Source organism: Thermogemmatispora argillosa, from assembly GCF_059696725.1.
In genome coordinates, this window is sequence record NZ_AP019377.1 from 4,934,197 (window position 1) to 4,949,463 (window position 15,267).

General features: G+C 57.5%; 15 protein-coding genes. 7 read left to right on the forward strand and 8 right to left on the reverse strand.

Features of this window, described 5'->3' with window-relative positions:
* Position 1: 1 nt before the first annotated feature.
* Complete coding sequence (locus AC6H1L_RS19315; protein ID WP_497599083.1) at positions 2-793, reverse strand: response regulator; 792 nt, start codon at positions 791-793, stop codon at positions 2-4.
* A 257-nt stretch (positions 794-1,050) separates the two neighbouring features.
* Here AC6H1L_RS19315 and AC6H1L_RS19320 point away from each other — a divergent pair, with 257 nt between their 5' ends.
* Positions 1,051-2,097, forward strand: a complete 1,047-nt coding sequence (locus tag AC6H1L_RS19320; RefSeq protein ID WP_497599084.1) for a sensor histidine kinase — start codon at positions 1,051-1,053, stop codon at positions 2,095-2,097.
* Between the two features lie 76 nt (positions 2,098-2,173).
* Here AC6H1L_RS19320 and AC6H1L_RS19325 read toward each other — a convergent pair whose 3' ends face one another.
* The 3 genes from AC6H1L_RS19325 to AC6H1L_RS19335 form a co-directional block, all read right to left on the reverse strand.
* Entirely contained in the window at positions 2,174-2,560 is a 387-nt protein-coding gene (locus AC6H1L_RS19325) for a FixH family protein (RefSeq protein WP_497599085.1), read from the reverse strand.
* Between the two features lie 6 nt (positions 2,561-2,566).
* A complete protein-coding gene (locus AC6H1L_RS19330; RefSeq protein WP_497599086.1) occupies positions 2,567-3,253 on the reverse strand; it encodes a copper resistance CopC family protein in 687 nt (228 codons plus the stop codon).
* A 339-nt stretch (positions 3,254-3,592) separates the two neighbouring features.
* Positions 3,593-4,720, reverse strand: a complete 1,128-nt coding sequence (locus AC6H1L_RS19335) for a WD40/YVTN/BNR-like repeat-containing protein (protein ID WP_497599087.1) — start codon at positions 4,718-4,720, stop codon at positions 3,593-3,595.
* Positions 4,721-5,015: 295 nt separating this feature from the next.
* Between AC6H1L_RS19335 and AC6H1L_RS19340 the strand changes: the two genes are divergently transcribed.
* Together AC6H1L_RS19340 and AC6H1L_RS19345 are read left to right on the forward strand one after the other, a co-directional pair.
* Complete coding sequence (locus AC6H1L_RS19340; protein ID WP_497599088.1) at positions 5,016-5,333, forward strand: metal-sensitive transcriptional regulator; 318 nt, start codon at positions 5,016-5,018, stop codon at positions 5,331-5,333.
* Positions 5,334-5,357: 24 nt separating this feature from the next.
* On the forward strand, positions 5,358-5,579 hold the full coding sequence (locus tag AC6H1L_RS19345) for a heavy-metal-associated domain-containing protein (RefSeq protein WP_497599089.1): 222 nt from the start codon (positions 5,358-5,360) through the stop codon (positions 5,577-5,579).
* A gap of 162 nt (positions 5,580-5,741) precedes the next feature.
* On the opposite strand, the gene AC6H1L_RS19350 is transcribed toward AC6H1L_RS19345, so the two are convergent.
* Complete coding sequence (locus tag AC6H1L_RS19350; RefSeq protein ID WP_497599090.1) at positions 5,742-6,233, reverse strand: pyridoxamine 5'-phosphate oxidase family protein; 492 nt, start codon at positions 6,231-6,233, stop codon at positions 5,742-5,744.
* Positions 6,234-6,559: 326 nt separating this feature from the next.
* Here AC6H1L_RS19350 and AC6H1L_RS19355 point away from each other — a divergent pair, with 326 nt between their 5' ends.
* Together AC6H1L_RS19355 and AC6H1L_RS19360 are read left to right on the forward strand one after the other, a co-directional pair.
* Entirely contained in the window at positions 6,560-7,066 is a 507-nt protein-coding gene (locus tag AC6H1L_RS19355) for an acyl-CoA thioesterase (RefSeq protein WP_497599091.1), read from the forward strand.
* Between the two features lie 470 nt (positions 7,067-7,536).
* The gene (locus AC6H1L_RS19360) at positions 7,537-8,457 is read left to right on the forward strand and encodes a C39 family peptidase (protein WP_497599092.1); all 921 of its coding nucleotides are present in this window, start codon (positions 7,537-7,539) and stop codon (positions 8,455-8,457) included.
* 422 nt (positions 8,458-8,879) lie between these two features.
* Here AC6H1L_RS19360 and AC6H1L_RS19365 read toward each other — a convergent pair whose 3' ends face one another.
* Positions 8,880-9,809, reverse strand: a complete 930-nt coding sequence (locus AC6H1L_RS19365) for a L,D-transpeptidase (RefSeq protein ID WP_497599093.1) — start codon at positions 9,807-9,809, stop codon at positions 8,880-8,882.
* 734 nt (positions 9,810-10,543) lie between these two features.
* Between AC6H1L_RS19365 and AC6H1L_RS19370 the strand changes: the two genes are divergently transcribed.
* Entirely contained in the window at positions 10,544-11,239 is a 696-nt protein-coding gene (locus AC6H1L_RS19370; protein ID WP_497599094.1) for a LuxR C-terminal-related transcriptional regulator, read from the forward strand.
* 133 nt (positions 11,240-11,372) lie between these two features.
* Here AC6H1L_RS19370 and AC6H1L_RS19375 read toward each other — a convergent pair whose 3' ends face one another.
* Positions 11,373-12,803, reverse strand: coding sequence for a mannosyltransferase family protein (locus AC6H1L_RS19375; protein WP_497599095.1), 1,431 nt, complete (start codon positions 12,801-12,803; stop codon positions 11,373-11,375).
* A 342-nt stretch (positions 12,804-13,145) separates the two neighbouring features.
* Between AC6H1L_RS19375 and AC6H1L_RS19380 the strand changes: the two genes are divergently transcribed.
* The gene (locus AC6H1L_RS19380; protein ID WP_497599096.1) at positions 13,146-14,192 is read left to right on the forward strand and encodes a GAF domain-containing protein; all 1,047 of its coding nucleotides are present in this window, start codon (positions 13,146-13,148) and stop codon (positions 14,190-14,192) included.
* 193 nt (positions 14,193-14,385) lie between these two features.
* On the opposite strand, the gene AC6H1L_RS19385 is transcribed toward AC6H1L_RS19380, so the two are convergent.
* Positions 14,386-15,165: a rhomboid family intramembrane serine protease gene (locus AC6H1L_RS19385; RefSeq protein WP_497599097.1), complete on the reverse strand. Its 780-nt coding sequence runs from the start codon at positions 15,163-15,165 to the stop codon at positions 14,386-14,388.
* Positions 15,166-15,267: the final 102 nt, after the last annotated feature.

Consider the following 15,267-nt stretch of genomic DNA (forward strand, 5'->3'; position numbering starts at 1 on the left):
CCTAATGGCCGAAGCGCGTACCAGGTGGGCCATCATCGGGCGAAATGAGGCCGTGGCGAATAGCAAAGCGCACCAGGTGAGGAATATCATGGAGTCCAAGTTTCTCCATAATATTGGCACGATGGGCCTGCACTGTTTTGACGCTCAGCACGAGGCGGTTAGCGATCTCCTGGCTGGTGTAGCCTTCTGCAACCAGGGTGAGCACTTCTAGTTCACGCGGGCTGAGGACGCGCAGTTCTTCTGCCAGCCTGGCCGCTTCGGGGCTGCTCTGCACCTCGGGCGCGGACTGACCACTTTCGGCGGCCTGGCTCTCTTCCTGGGCCGCGCACTGCTCCACATAGACGCGGATCAGCGAGCGAGCCAGACCGGGATAAAGGAAGGCCCCGTTGTCTGCCAGGGCGCGAACAGCGCTATGCAGTTCCGCTGGCGCTGCTTTCTTGACCAGATAGCCGCTGGCGCCGGCGCGCAGGGCCTGCAAAAAATACTCCTCGCTATCATGCATGGTCAACATCAACACCTGGGTCTCCGGCTGCTCAGCGCGGATACGGCGGCAAGCTTCCAGTCCGTCCATTTCTGGCATAGTGATATCCATCACCACAATATCTGGTCGCAGTTGGCGCGCCATCTCTACCGCGGCGATGCCGGTCTTTGCCTCCCCGACAATGCGGATCTCGGGTTGCAGCGTTAACAGAAGTTTCAGCCCCTGGCGTAAAATATCATGGTCGTCGGCCAGTACCAGGCTAATCGTTCGCGCGGTCGCGGGATCAGCGCTTGCCGTCTGCAGATCCTCCATTGCTCTTTTCCTCCTTGCCTCCTCCTATCAGCAGTATTTTATTATTATTTAGTTAGTAGGGAGTGGAACGTCGGGGAGAACCGAGCGCCAACCGGGATAAGGCCAGCCTTTGCCGAGGCGGCACCCTCACCCGACCTTGGGCATGGAGCTAACGGCCTGCGGTCGAAACGGCAACTCAATCTGCTCTCCTCTTCCCGCTCTGCACAAACTTGCCCATCTGCAGCTCACTCTTAGAGCATGCCAGAAAGAGAACAACGATGCGGATCATCTGGGAATGGCTGCGGCGCTGGCAGCTCTCTCTCTTCGAGAAAGTGATTCTCACCAACAGCCTCCTCTTGCTAGCGGAGGCCATTGCCGCGCTTTGGGTGACCAGCCATGCACTGGAAGCCCACCATTTTCTCATTGATACCTCGTTTTTAGTAGCAGCTACCTTGCTGAGCATCTCCATCAATGCTTTTCTGTTGCGAGCCAGCTTCAGACCGCTTTTCCGTCTCCTGGAGATCATTCGCCAGGTCACTGCAGGCAAGACTGATGCGCGAGCTGATCCAGCCTCTGCGGATTCCGATTCTGAAGTGGGCCAGCTTGCGGCTGCTTTCAATACGATGCTGGATCGGCTGGAAGAGCAGCGCCGTCAGCAGTCGGCGCTGATTTTGCAGGCGAGAGAGGAGGAGCTGCGACGCGTTTCACGCGAGCTGCATGATGAGAGCAGTCAGAATTTGACCGCCATCCTGGTCTACTGTGAAATCCTCGTGCGAACCCTGGAAGGGTTGCCCGAGAGAGCGATTGCTGATGAGACACGTCAACAACTGATAGCTGGCTGCCAGCAGTTAAGCGAACTAGCTCAGCGTACCCTCGACGCTATCCGACATCTCTCCCAGCGCTTGCGTCCTCCCGTTCTCGATGATCTGGGACTGGTGGCGGCCCTGCGCTGGCTGGTTGAGGATAGCCGGCAGCGTTTTTGCCTCCCGGTTGAGCTGACCATCGAGGAGCAAGCCCTCTGGCAGCGCTTGCCTTCCCCCTATGAGACAGCACTCTTTCGCATCGCTCAAGAGGCGCTCACCAACGTGGCCCGTCACGCGCGCGCCAGCCGGGCACAGCTCTCGCTCCGGCTGACCTCAGAAGCCATCCATCTCTGTATTGAAGATGACGGCTCGGGCTACGATCAAGAGCAGCGCAGCAGTGGGCTGGGACTGGTCAGTATGCGAGAGCGCGCGGCCCTCCTCGGAGGAAGCTTGTCTATCGATGCGCGCCCCGGCCAGGGCACGCGTGTCGAGGCCATTTTGCCCTTGCCCACGACCTCATGAGATGAAAGCCTGCCTGCCTGTGATATACCTCACCTTGGCCTCGCTCGCGCGCTCCGGGGCCTGGCCCTGGTGCTCCTCAAGCGACTTCTAGATGGAGAATCTGCTGCTGCGGTGTAAAGCCGGCAGCCCTCGCCTCAATCTTAATCGCCCAGGCGCCTGGCATCGAGAAAAAGACCTGCACGCTATAGCTGCCGGGTCCCTCCTGCCGGATATGGATCGGGGTCGGCCCCATCACCATATCTGGCATCCAGGCCGAGGAAGTCACCTGAGCCTGCTCGATAGGGGTCCCCTGGGGATCGGTGAATTGTAGCTGCAACTGAGCTGTACCCACACGTAGCGGCGGCTGCTCCGCTATATGCACCTGGAGCACTGCTGGAACCTGAACCGGCCAGAGAGCGGCCAGCGTTAAGGCCGCCGCGCAGGAGCAGACCAACAACAGCCAGAAGATCGGGCGCACGCGCATGAGTGCTCACCCTCTCGGCGTGGTATCCTTCTCCTCTTCGCGGGCAATCTCGCGTCGCATTTGGGCGAAGCTGGCCGCACTGCTGGACTGGCGAGCAAGGCCACGGCCCAGCCCGAGGCCGGCGCCGCCGCCAACGAGCAGGCCGGCGATACCTGCCAGACTCACCCATAGCGGCAAGTTAGTTGCTCCACCAGCGCTGCTGGAAGCACTCGCGGAGCCGGAAGCGCTGGCTGTAGGACCGGGAGTCGGCGTCGCCATTGCACCGCTTGTCCCAGCGGGCTTCACTGTAAAGATAAAGGCTCCCTCTGCGGCGTCTCCGTCCTCTGCAGAAACAGTAATCCAGCGCACGATGTAGACCCCATTGCCGTCCGCCTTAATGCGGACCGACATTTCGCGCGGGTTATTCAGGGGAATGGTAGCGTTCCCCTGACTGATCAACGCCCCGCTTGGCCCATAAACAAAAAGATTGCTTTTGCTGGGGTCGGGATTCAGATTCTCGGCAGTGAAGACCGTCACCGTCGAGGGCACCTGGCTAATTGTTGACCCTATTTTCGGATTGGCATCAATGACCTTCGCATGGGCCGAAGCAGGGCCAACGCCGACAACCAAGAGCAATAGTGCGCTCAGGAGTAGTGCGCAGCCTAGCTGCACTAAGCGCATAGATGGCCTGCGAGAAGACAGCATAGTCAGCATCCCCTCTGTGTCATCTCCACAAGTGGCTCTCTGCTCTGCTCTGACCCCATCATTGCCCGGCAGTAGCTAGCGTACAAAAGGCAGCGATTGGGCCAGACAGCCTCTCACCCTAGCATAGGGAAGTGGCGGCATGCTGTCTATTGGGAAGAATCCCTATTTTTGTCCGCGAGATACCGTAAGGTGCTTGTCTGTTCAGACAGAGCGCTCTGCTCATAGTGAAGGAAGTAGCACAGCAGGCAGGCCGGGACAGGGGTGGGATAGCGACAGGAGGATCAGGAGAGAGGCTACAGAGCAACTAGACATAGAGAGAGAAGAGCGGTCATAGAAGGAGAACGCTCGCTAGTCGGTGAGAACCTGCCAGGAGTGGCCGCCGTCCTGGCTAAAGAGCACGCTGGCAGGGTAGAAAAAGGCCGCATAAAGCAGCGTCGCCCGCGTGGGAGAGAGCTGCAAGGTCATCAGGTCGCTGCGCACGAAAGTAAAGCGCTTCTGCCAGCTCAGGCCCTGATCGCTGGAAAACCAGAGATCGCGGCCTGCCAGAGCGTAGAGGGCGCTACCGTTGGCCGAGCTGACCAGGCGTGTCAGAGCAGTATTCGGCGTAGGACCTCGCAGGTGGCTGATCTGTTGACTTCCCTCTTGCCAGCGGTAAAGGCCTTCATCAGTGGCGCAGAAGATGATGCGAGGCTGGGTTTGAGTAGCTGTCAAGCTCAGCACCGTACCATTGATTCCCTGAAGGCGCTGCCAGTGGAGGCCATCATCAACCGTCTCGAAAAGCCCCTGATCCCCTCCAAGCAAGAGATGGCGAGGCTGGTGGGGATCAGTCAGAAAGACAGGCGTCTGCATAGCCGAGAGCGCGCCACTCGTAATCGAGCGCCAGTGTGCTCCCAGGTCCGTCGTTTCGTACCAGCCAGCATAGACGAAGAAAGCGTAGAAATGGCCAACGGGACCGCTCCCCGCGTACACTGAAAAAGGATAGGCCGAGGGGGGTAGATGCGGCGGATTGCTCAGGCGCCAGCTATTCCCGCCGTCGCGGCTGATGTACACCCCGGGCTGTTCGCTGCCGATGCCGCTTGGGACAGCAATCACCGCCAGCACGTTAGGATCGCCTGGTGCAGGAGCGATCGAGGTCACCATCGCCGGAGCCAGTGCACCGCGCTGCTGGGGCCAGCTCTGGCCTCCATCATGGCTGATGAAGAGACCGAAGTGGGTTCCCAAGTAGAGGCTGCGCCCGTCATTCCCCACGGCCAGCGTATGCAGATGGGTCTCCGGGTTCGAGAGCGGGCGCCCGGGCACCGTCGGATCGGTCGCATTGCGGCGATTACTTAACAGTTCCCAGCCAGCCGCTACAATCACTGCTATCAATACAATGGTTAAAAGCACATAAGGACCGCGTATCCCTCGTCTGCTGGCTTTCGGCTCCTGATCCTTCAAAACAGGCTCGCTCTGCGGACGCTGCTGCGAAGTTGCCATCGCTCCTCTTTCACTCATTCACCCAGGCACTCAGGCTCAGCTCGCCGGGCAATCACAGGTCAGCCTGGCCCGGTAACTGTCCCTACAGAAAAACATACCATTGAGGTCAATAGGGAGAATTCCCGATAGCCGCCACAAGATCGGTCGCTCGGGAAAAGCGGCCAGGCTGCAGGCGTCAGAGCGGAGGGTTAGCTGTCATCGCTCTTGACCCCACCCCGGGGGGTATGGTATAGTGCAGAAGGAGGTCCGCAATAGACAAGGCAGGTAATCTTGCAGCGGAAAGGAGCCAGTTACTGTGCAGGAAGAGCGCCGTCGCGAAGTCTTGAAACGGCTCTCCTACATTAAGGGCCATCTCGACGGCATCTCCAAGATGGTAGAAGAAGACAAGTACTGCGTCGATATTCTACGCCAGAGCTATGCCGTACGTCGGGCACTAGAGAAAGTCGAGGCCATCATTCTCGAAGGGCATCTGCACACGTGCGTTCCTGAAGGCATTAAAAGCGGGCGCCAAGAGGCGGTCGTTGCAGAACTCCTGCAGCTTTTCACGCTGGCAGGAAATCACCTGAAGACGCAGGAGGCCGCTGAATTACCTCCTGCAGAAGGCGAAGAATAACAGGAAGGACGGCAAGTGAACCGCATGAATAGCGCGAGCACCTCGGTCACGCTCATCTCTCCAGACATCTCCTGTGAGCACTGCCAGCGAGCGATCGAAAGCACGCTGGGAGCATTACAGGGAGTCGAGCGGGTGAGTGTCGACATCGCTGGCAAGAGCATCCAGCTCTCCTATGATCCGGCCCGAATCTCGCTAGAGCAGATCGAAAAGCAGCTCGACGAGATCGGTTATAGCATTGTTCACTAGAGGGCCGTCCGGGCCTGCTTAGGCCTATGGTCGACCAGACAAGACGGAGGGCCGTGTCTACCAGACCAGATGCGGCCCTCCGTCTTGTAAAAAGACCCCGACTGAGCGGCTGTTACCCCGCTGGGGCCGACTGCTCGCTCTCATAGCTGGAGGAGCACGGCCCTAGTACGTTGTTGGTCCCACTGGCCGCGGCTGCAAGGGAAAAGTGGCCTCGGTCTGACGAGGCAGCTCGGTCAGATCAGTAATGCGCAGCCAGCGGACCTCTAAAGTGAGGGCTTGCACTGGAAGTCTGGCAATGAAAGAGGCTGCTGCCTGAGACTTCCGAATCAAGCGCTCGCGAACGGCGGCGCTGGCCTGCTCATCGGTAATGAAATGGGCCTCAGCCGTAGCCTCCAGCCAGGTAGTAGGCTCTTCAGGCCCGATAAAGATCCCCGCACGCGGATTGCGTTGGAGATTGGCCAGCTTGCGCGACGTCAAGATAAAGGTGCAGTAAAGCGTCAGCGTATTGCGCTCCTCGCTCAGCGGCTCCTCTGCGTAGAAAACGCGCGTCACGTAGGGCTGACCATTGTCCTCCGTGGCGATTGCCAGCGTATCATGACGGGCAAGAAACTCATTAATAGTTGCGCGTAGTCGGGCTTCGTCCTGTACGTCCATGATGGTCGTCCCCAATGATATCTGAGCCTCAAAGGCCCTCTTTCTGGCCGACTGACAATGCTCGGTTCTGCCAGTAGCATACCGCAAGATAGCAAGAAGGGCCAGCCTCGCTGCGGGCTAAGGATAGGCCGGACTGGCCCCTGACCTGGACGGCCGTCCTGCGCTAGCTGTGGCAGAGGTGAAGGCCCCTGAGAGAGGCTCTGATCCGTGCCGAGATCTGCCGGCCCTTGTTTCGAGAAGGGCCTTTTCGTTATGCTTTTAGAAGCGTACAACCTCTATTCAACACAATCCTATTTAGCGACGAAAGGACCAGAGGCAGAAGCTCAATGAGTGAACGTTTTCCCTGCTGGTATCCCCTGCAGATCAGATTTCGCGACCTTGACCCATTGAGTCACGTTAATAACGCCGTTTATTTTACATATTTTGAGGAAGCACGCAGCTATTATCTGAGTCTGCTAGAGCGCTGGCTGGATGGCTGGCCAGGCGAGGAAGCGGCACCGGAACGGCAAAGCGGCGAGAATCCGCGCATTCAGACAGGGCCACGTGCGGCACGCTATGGCCTGCTGGTCAAAGAAGTCAGCTGCACCTATGAGCTGCCGCTGATCCGCTCAGATCGTGCTGAGGTAGGCGTACGTGTCTCCCACGTTGGTCGCACGAGCTTTATTATGGAGCACCAGATTCGTGATGCTCACAAACACGAACGTATTTTCGCCACCGGGCGCTCCGTGATGGTCTGGTGCGATTATCGCACAGGGCGTCCTCATCCCCTGCCGCCAGCTTTACGCCATGCTTTCGAACAGATGGAAGGGCGAAGCTTCCCCGCACCTGAGTAGTAGGGCCGTGCTCCCCTGACTGAAGTTTCTCTATTGGCCAGCCGTCTCGCTTGATCACGCTCGGCGGTAACCCCGCCACCTGACTGAGAAGCCTGGCAAGCAGCCTGTTTCTTCTACAGAGCGAGGCTCCCCGCTCTTCGACGGTTCTCTCTGCTTTTCCTCCTTTGCAGAACTGGGCGAAGCTGGCGAGAGGAGTGGCTGATGACAAATGGCGGTGCTAGCTCTAGCATGGTGGCTGGTGGCGTGTGACAGAAGCTCTGTCTTCTGTGGGCAGCAAAGGAAGCTGTCGCCGACCACCAGTCACTGCCACAGTCAGGTGTGGCGTATGTTGGGGGAGCAGTAGAGGTCGACCAAGAGAGGCACTAGCACGATCAGGCTGTTTTTCCTAGAAGAATCGCCTTTTCAGCCCTCGCTGAGCTATACTTGTCTGAAGATTAAGCCTCATTCTCTGCACAGCGTGAGGTTGTCATATGCTTTCTTCTCTAGTGATGGCGCTGACAATAGGCAGCGCGCTCCTGCTGCTGGGTGGCCTGGGACTCTGGGCATGGCGCCTGTATCGGCGGTCCAGGCAGGCGAGGATAACCCAGAATCGTTCTGCGGTTGCTGCCTATGAGGAGCAGCAGGTCAGTGCCATCCTGCCCACGCGGGAAGGGGTGCTAGTCTCTCTCCAAAAAGCTGAGTCGCTGCCGGGTTTTGTCCTTCCTCCTGTCTGGTATCGTCGTTGGCGCATGGTGGTCTCACTGGTCCTGCTGCTCATGCTCGGGCTGGCTCTGGCCAGTCAGGGTGGAATCGTACGCGATACCTTCCGCTCCCTGACCGCTACATTTAGCTTCTTCTCTGCATCCTCGACGATGGATTTACAAACCGCCCCTCATCCTCTACCCGATACGGCCAGCGCGCGCATCGTGCGTGTAGACTCAGCCTCTCGCAGCCAATACTACACCGATTACCAATGGCAGGTCTGGTCTTACTCTTCCTGTTCGGGGATCGCTCTGGAAGAGGTCATGAATGCCTATGGTCGCCATCTCATTGCCGCCGATGTGCTGCAGGTTGAGCTGCAGCTTGGCGTCTGGGACGTGCAGCTAGGCCTGCTGAGGGAAGAGGGGATTGCTATGACAGCCAACTATTTCGGCTTCAACGCAAGCCTGAGTCACACGCGCACCCTGCAGGATATTATTTCTATCGCTAACAATGGCACGCCAGTCATCGTCAGCATCCGCGATAGCTACTATTTCCCCGGCGGTCATATCTTTGTCATTCGTGGCGGCGATAGCCAGTATGTCTACACTGTGGACTCCTCGCCGGCCAATTTCACGCGCATGACCTATGCGATGTTCACCGCCATGTGGCGAGCTAACAACAATTTCAGCGCCGTTGTTACGCCGCGCTAGCCACACCCCGACTCGCTTCGCTGCGCCATTGGCTGGCGAGCTGGCTGATGAGTGGAACGACAAACAATGCTGCATACTCTCCACACAGGCTGTGCAGGCGTGTGCAGTTTGCAGCGGCGGGCAACATAGGCCGGGTTGGGCAAGACCGGGCCTCTAGCTATCGATGGGCCACCGATGTCTATCTGGTGGCCTTTAACAAGCAAGCGAAGCCGAAAAAGGAAAGCGAGAGAGAAGGCAGCCACTTACCTCTCGACCCTGAGACCATGCGTTGGGGTTTGCCCTTCTCTCTCGCTTGGCTCTGCTGATTGTTGAACGCCGGCTGCTATCATTCCCCTTGCCGTTTGGACCGGCCCGCCCTGTGGTGGACCGACCCCGCCCATCTGCTGGCCCGACAGAGCGGAGAGGCGGCCAGGACTCCAGAGCTAGTAGATCAGGACCGGCGTATACAGGCTGACAAAGTTGTAGAGCCAGGCGGCGTTATCAGTAGACATATTGACACAGCCGTGAGAGCCTTGACCGGCGAAAGGATCACCTGTTGGGTCCTGGTGAGGGAAGTTAGTCCCTGGGCCGAAGTCGGCGCGCCACCAGGCGTCGTGCAGAAAGTAGCCATTGCTATGGTACTGCATGGCGTAGTTAATAGGCGTATCGGGATACCAGTAAGGTGATCCTTTAGGCTCAGAGGACTTAAAGACCGTTGGATGCTGCTTACTTTCAATCCACCAGGTACCCGGAGGAGTCGGCAGATCAGGCTGGCCGGTGGTTACCAGGAAAGCTTTGACCAGCTTGCCATGATCATAAGCTCGTAGGGCCTGCTCGCTGAGCGAGACCACTACCACGCGCTTATCCATATAGCCATAGTGGCGCATCAGCTCAAGATCGGTCTTATGTGGTTGGTTATAGGGAGTCTTATCGCTGAAGTTGGCCTTCATGGCCTCAAAGTTTGTCAGCCACATCTGCAGGTCCTCAACCACCTGCTGATAGTCGGCCAGGGTCTGGGCCTGGCTCAACTCTTCCCCGAGCCAGTCGCTACCACCGATGCCTTGGGGGCCGTATTCATAGCCCAGTGGGTAGGTCTGATTATTGTAGCTATCGTGATAGGTATGCGCTTTTCCCCAAGCGCTTACCTCCTGGGCTAGCTGCTGCTGAAGGTGGGCGCTTTCAGCCTTCATGGCCGGGATCTGGATAGCATTAATGTGCTCTTTGAGGGTTGTCAAGGCCCGGCTATAGGCGCTGGCTGTCTGGGCCTGTTGCAGAGCCTGCTGATCGCGCTGATATTGCTGCTGATAGGTTGTCACATCTCCACCGTTCTGCTGCATCAGCGTGATCCACTGCTGGAAGGTTTCCAAGGCCATCTTTCCCTCATTCTGTAGTGTTGGAGAGATAGCCGGGGTGGGGACAGTCCTGGGTCCACTAGCCAGCAAGCTAGAACTGTTGGAACCGCAGGCGCTCAGCAGCAGCGCGATCAGAGCAAGCGTGACCAGCACTAACCCCCCCGCTGGTCGCCTGGGGGATCGGCGCCAAAGAGCCTGGACCTGTATGGCTGCCCGTTTCATTGCCCTTCCTCGTTTTTCCTGCATACCTGTATTAGCGCTCTTCTGCCGTCCTGAGAAGGGGGAGACAGCTCGCTCCACCCGAGAAGCTGAGCGAGAGCGCGCCGCAGAGGTAGCCTTCTCTCTACTCCCCCTTCATCATACTACGCCTATTGAGAAAAACGCGGAGTGAGGCTCCTTCATTTCATGGTGATGGTTCTGTTCCTCTTCCGTGTGAGGGAAGTGCTTTGATTGGCCTGCTAGAGAGAAAGGCCCTGGAGGAAGGGCGCCGCATTCCTGGTAGGGAGAAATAGCACAGTGGGGAAATGGACTAGTACTTTCTTCTTGCGAATAGTACTTTTGACTAGACGACCGGGGTAGAATAGTACCGTTGGGCGGGGGAAGAGCGTGGGTTGACCTCACACCGCTGGTCGCAAGCGGTCCTTGTCCTGCGGAAGGGCCGGGCAAGGTGAGGCTTGAAGAGAGGAGACTAACAACGCTGTAGAGCCGGAAGGAGGAGGGGAGTTCCTCTCACCGAGAGGACTACCGTAAGCTGGATGGAGACAATACGTGTTCTAATTGTTGAAGAACAGCCTTTGCTGCGCGTTGGTATTCATGCTACCCTGGAGCGCATGGGAGATTGTGAGATTGTCGGCGAGACCACTGATCCCGCTGAGATCCTGGAGATCGCCGGCGATGGCCGGCTCGATGTCGCCTTGATCGATACCGGCCTGACCTGTGCTGATCCGCTGGAGATTGCTCGTCAGATGCGCCGGGTCGCGCCGCAGGTCGCCATGATTATGCTCACGCCTGCTGAGAACGAGGAAGACCTTTTCCAGTCGATCAAGGTAGGTGCTGCGGCCTACTATACACGTGATATTGGACTGGAGGAGCTAAAAGAGGCGGTGCGTAAGGTCAGTCGCGGTGAGTACCTCATGAACGATGATGTGCTCTCTCGACCGCAGATTGCCTCGCGCGTTCTGGCCTCTTTCCGCGCGCTCAATGAGGAGGAAGAAGAGACGGACAACGTCCAGAAGGAGCCGTCGCCGCTCTCCAGCCGCGAAATCGAAATTCTTGATCATATTGCTCGCGGGCGGAGCAACAAGGAAATCGCCAAAGTGCTCAAGATCAGTGACCAGACCGTCAAGAACCATATTACTTCGATCCTGAAGAAGCTGGCCGTCAATGACCGTACAGCGGCAGTTGTCTATGCGCTCAAGCATGGCTGGATCACGATTGAGAAGGAGCAGTAAGCCAGCCATGCTGAGCGCTCTAGACGGGCCATCGAACTCCCCTACTGTACTTGCCAGACCGCATCTTCTGAGGGGCGAGGTCCCGTGATCCTGAGCTGCAGCGGCCTGACAAATAAGCGTGCGGTGGAAATGCTTATCCTGCCCACTGCCCGATGAGGAACTGGAGCACTGAGAAGGTCTGCAGTCCCCCCGACACAATCAGGTAATGAAGGCGGAAGCTGTCACTTCTGCCGAGGCGTGCCAGAACCACAAAAGCAGGAAAAAGGGCGAGGGCATAGCGCGGCATGCACATGGTAGGGTAGCGCCCCGCCGCAGGAACGAGTAAAAAGAAGATAAAAGATACAACAGTATAGAGAGTATAAGTAGCGGCGAAAGGGCCTTGTAGACGCCAGCGTCCAATAAAGAGTAGTATGACAAGAGCGAACACACCTGTCAAGAGAGCCAGGTCAATAGCGCGATGAATGGTAATAAAGTCAAGGTGGCTGAAATCCTGAAAAAGAGCGGCGGCGGTCGCGCTAAAGGCGAGCCAGGGTGGCTGAATGCTGCGCTGCCAGACCGATTCAGCGTGGGAGAAGGCTAGCGGATCGTGGAAGCGCAGGAAGCAGTAGCCTGCGAAGAGAGCAAGACCGCCGGGAATGCCAAAGATACTCAGCGCGTCAAGGCGCAGCTCTCGCAGGCGAAAGTGGTGCTGGCGCAAGTACTCATAGGCGAAGGGAATAAGCAGCGGAAGAGCTGTAACGCGGGTCAGGCTGGCCAGGCCGCCCCAGAGTGCGGCCTGCCACCAGTACCCTCGTCGTAGAGCATAGAAGCAGAGGAGGGCAAGCAGCATAAAGAGCGATTCACTATAGGCCGTAGCCAGAAAGAAGGCCATCGGAAACATGGCGTAGTAGAGGACAGTATGTCTGGCCACTTCTTCATCGAAATCCTCGGCGATGATGCGATAAAGAAGGACCAACACACCGAAGCCGGCCAGATTAGAGATGACGAGGCCCGCCAGAACAGGATTATCTGCCAGATAATTGACCAGGCGGATGAGCAGGGGATAGAGAGGGTAGAAGGCTGTGCGCCACCAGTCGGTATAGCCGTGGAGGGCGATGAAAATGAAATGGCCGGTATCCCAGTGCCTCCAGCTATTGATCATGGCCCGTAAAACAGGGCCGCTGGTGCTGCTCGTGTCCCCCGGGAAGAGAAAAGCAACATAGCTCAGCAGAAAATAGAGCATGTGGGTAGCAGTGTAGACCGGTAGAGCCTGTTGAACGGCCCTCAGCCACGACGAACGCGCGGAAGAGGTTACTGCCTCTCGGCCTGTGCTCCCTCTCCTAACTCTATCTGAGCTTTCCTGCTCAGATGCATGCTCCTGGTCTACTGGCTGATCCTTGGCCGTCTCCTCCCGAGCCAAGCCATTAGGAAGAGCCTCTTCTCGCTGCTTACTCGGCTCGGGCAGCGCAGGCGCGACAGGCGTCGCACTACTTTCCTCGCCGGCTGCTGTCGGCGCCTTATCCTGTGAAAGAGGCTGGCTCAACTGATCAGGGCGTAGACTACGAGAATGTTGTGATCGTAGCATTGGTCTCCTCACAGGTCAGCAGACTGTGGACATGCCAACGTTCTCGATGGGCGATGAGCTGGGCTACTCTCCGGGCCCAGCCGACAGTCGCCCGGCTCGTTCCCGCAATCCAGGCTTGTAGGTTAATTGGGCAGTTCTCCTAGAGAAACGGTTCAGCTTGCGCGGGAATAACAAGCGGGTCCTCTTTGGGCTTTTCTGCTGAGCAGGGTAATATGTTCTAATATTTGCATGGGATATTGTTGTTCAATGGGAGATATGCTATCATAGAAGAGCCATCACGAAACAGATTTTCCTCTTGGAATTGAGACGTAGATCAAACGCTTCTTCTAAGAATGGTTACTAATGATATTTCAGGAACACTATGGGAAGGGAGGACACTTGCAAACCTGGCAAGAACTGCTGAGTCAGCTTATTGAGGACATTCAGCTAGAGAGGCGGCTTGCGCAGGAGATGGGGGTGCAGCCGATTACGCTGAGACGTTGGGCGAGAGGAGTGGTACAGCCGCGGGAGGATAACATACGGCGTTTGCTAAAGGCGGTGCCGCGCGAAGTCTATCCCGAATTACTGCGCCTCCTGGCCAAGGACTTTCCCAAGCTACTGGAGCAGCCCACTGAAGCCCCGACGCCGGCAGCCTTGCCGGCGCCGCCCGTTGAGATCTATGTAAGGGCGCTCAGCATGTACACGACAACGCCTCCTTCGCTTTATCCGGAGGCCCTCTACGATCTCCTGTTACAGCAGATGCTCAGGCAGCTTGATCCTGAGTGCCGCGGTCTTGCTGTAACAGTTGCGCGCTGTATGCCTCCACCGGCCCCCGGACAGAAGGTGCGCAGCCTGCGCGAGATTGTCGGACGTGGCAATCCGCCCTGGCCACGCGATCTTAGTCAACAGACTATTTTCCTGGGGGCTGAATCCCTAGCTGGTGCTGCCGTAACCCACTGCCGTCTAGTGACCATTCCTAGCCGTGACGAAGAGTACAATCTTTTCCCTGCTCACTGGGTCGAGCATGAGCAGAGCGCTGTAGCCTGTCCTATTCTCTGGCAGACACGCATCGGCGGCTGCCTCATCGTGTCTAGTGCCCTGCCTCATGCTTTCACTCAGGCCCAGCAGGCCTTGATTGAGCGCTATGCCCAGCTCATGTCTCTGACCTTTACCCCTGATGCTTTCTACAGTCATAGTGATATTGAGCTGCGCCTGATGCCTCTCTATACCGAGCAATTGCCGTATCTTCGCAATTTTAGAAGGTATGTCAATCGTAAGGTAGAAGAAGCCAACATGGCTGGTCGCTCATTGTCGCTATCCGAGGCCCAGGAAGCTGCCTGGCGCGAGATCGAGGAGCAGTTACTGGAGCTGCCCCTGCGTCAGACTGACGAGGGGGCAGAAAGCTCCTGAAACGGTGCGGAAGGTGGAAGGAATCTGCCCATCCTCCTGCGTTGGCAGTAGCATACGCTCTGGTTTGGCGATAGGGCTTACGCCACTCCAGAGCGCATGCTTGCGCCCCCCATATGAGGAGACGGTCTGATTGCTCGTGAAAGAATCCTAGTTGCGGCCCCAGAAGAACAGCGTCAGCCTGGCTAAGCTCTGCCTACCACCAGCGACGGTAGTCGTTTTCACGCGAGTAGGGGTGATAAGGGTAAGACGGGTAGCTAATGGGCGCGGGTGGCTTGAGCCAGGGACGTAAGAGCAGCGTGATGATCAGGCCGGTCAAGAAGCCACCGACATGGGCCAGATACGCGACGCCTCCCAGGCCCTGTTGTACCTGAGCCAGCGAGGCCACTCCGTCGAAGAGCTGTAGAAGGAACCAGAGGCCGATGAGTATAATGGCTGGGACGGTGACGATAGTGAAGAAAAAGAAGATGAAAATGACGGTACGTACGCCGGCCAGTGGGAAAAGCACCAGGTAGGCGGCCAGAACACCTGCAATGGCTCCGCTGGCGCCAATGCTGGGAATAGTGGACTCAGGGAAAGCCGCAGCTTGCACGACGCCGGCCACAATGCCGCAGAGCAGATAGAAGCAGAGATAGGGGAAATGTCCCATGCGATCCTCCACATTATCCCCGAACACATAGAGAAAGAGCATATTGCCGCCGATGTGTAGCCAACCGGCGTGGAGAAACTGGGAGGTAATCAGCGTAAAGTAGACCGGCTCGGGAGTTTGGAAAGGAAGGTGCGCTTGTACCAGAGCTGTCTGGGGGACGCCGTGCAATAAGGCGACGGGTACCACGCCATAGGCGAAGATCAGCTCATCTGCACGGCTGCCCAGGGAAAGCTCATAGAGAAAAACCAGTACATTGACCAGAATCAGGCTCCATGTCATCCAGGGCACGTGGCGGCGTGGCCCCGGGAAGTCCTGGAAGGGTATCACCTGCAGCCTCCTCCTTTAGCCTGTAGGTTACTATGCTCCAATACGATTCACGCCCTGTCGACGCTTCAGGAAACTGGGGAAATGCGCCGGAAAAGGTAGATC

Excerpts from the sequence above, each read along its gene's own strand:
- AC6H1L_RS19315 (WP_497599083.1), bottom strand. The coding sequence starts at position 793 with ATGGAGGATCTGCAGACGGCAAGCGCTGATCCCGCGACCGCGCGAACG.
- AC6H1L_RS19320 (WP_497599084.1), top strand. The coding sequence starts at position 1,051 with ATGCGGATCATCTGGGAATGGCTGCGGCGCTGGCAGCTCTCTCTCTTC.
- AC6H1L_RS19325 (WP_497599085.1), bottom strand. The coding sequence starts at position 2,560 with ATGCGCGTGCGCCCGATCTTCTGGCTGTTGTTGGTCTGCTCCTGCGCG.
- AC6H1L_RS19330 (WP_497599086.1), bottom strand. The coding sequence starts at position 3,253 with ATGCTGACTATGCTGTCTTCTCGCAGGCCATCTATGCGCTTAGTGCAG.
- AC6H1L_RS19335 (WP_497599087.1), bottom strand. The coding sequence starts at position 4,720 with ATGGCAACTTCGCAGCAGCGTCCGCAGAGCGAGCCTGTTTTGAAGGAT.
- AC6H1L_RS19345 (WP_497599089.1), top strand. The coding sequence starts at position 5,358 with ATGAATAGCGCGAGCACCTCGGTCACGCTCATCTCTCCAGACATCTCC.
- AC6H1L_RS19350 (WP_497599090.1), bottom strand. The coding sequence starts at position 6,233 with ATGGACGTACAGGACGAAGCCCGACTACGCGCAACTATTAATGAGTTT.
- AC6H1L_RS19355 (WP_497599091.1), top strand. The coding sequence starts at position 6,560 with ATGAGTGAACGTTTTCCCTGCTGGTATCCCCTGCAGATCAGATTTCGC.
- AC6H1L_RS19360 (WP_497599092.1), top strand. The coding sequence starts at position 7,537 with ATGCTTTCTTCTCTAGTGATGGCGCTGACAATAGGCAGCGCGCTCCTG.
- AC6H1L_RS19365 (WP_497599093.1), bottom strand. The coding sequence starts at position 9,809 with ATGGCCTTGGAAACCTTCCAGCAGTGGATCACGCTGATGCAGCAGAAC.
- AC6H1L_RS19370 (WP_497599094.1), top strand. The coding sequence starts at position 10,544 with ATGGAGACAATACGTGTTCTAATTGTTGAAGAACAGCCTTTGCTGCGC.
- AC6H1L_RS19375 (WP_497599095.1), bottom strand. The coding sequence starts at position 12,803 with ATGCTACGATCACAACATTCTCGTAGTCTACGCCCTGATCAGTTGAGC.
- AC6H1L_RS19380 (WP_497599096.1), top strand. The coding sequence starts at position 13,146 with ATGATATTTCAGGAACACTATGGGAAGGGAGGACACTTGCAAACCTGG.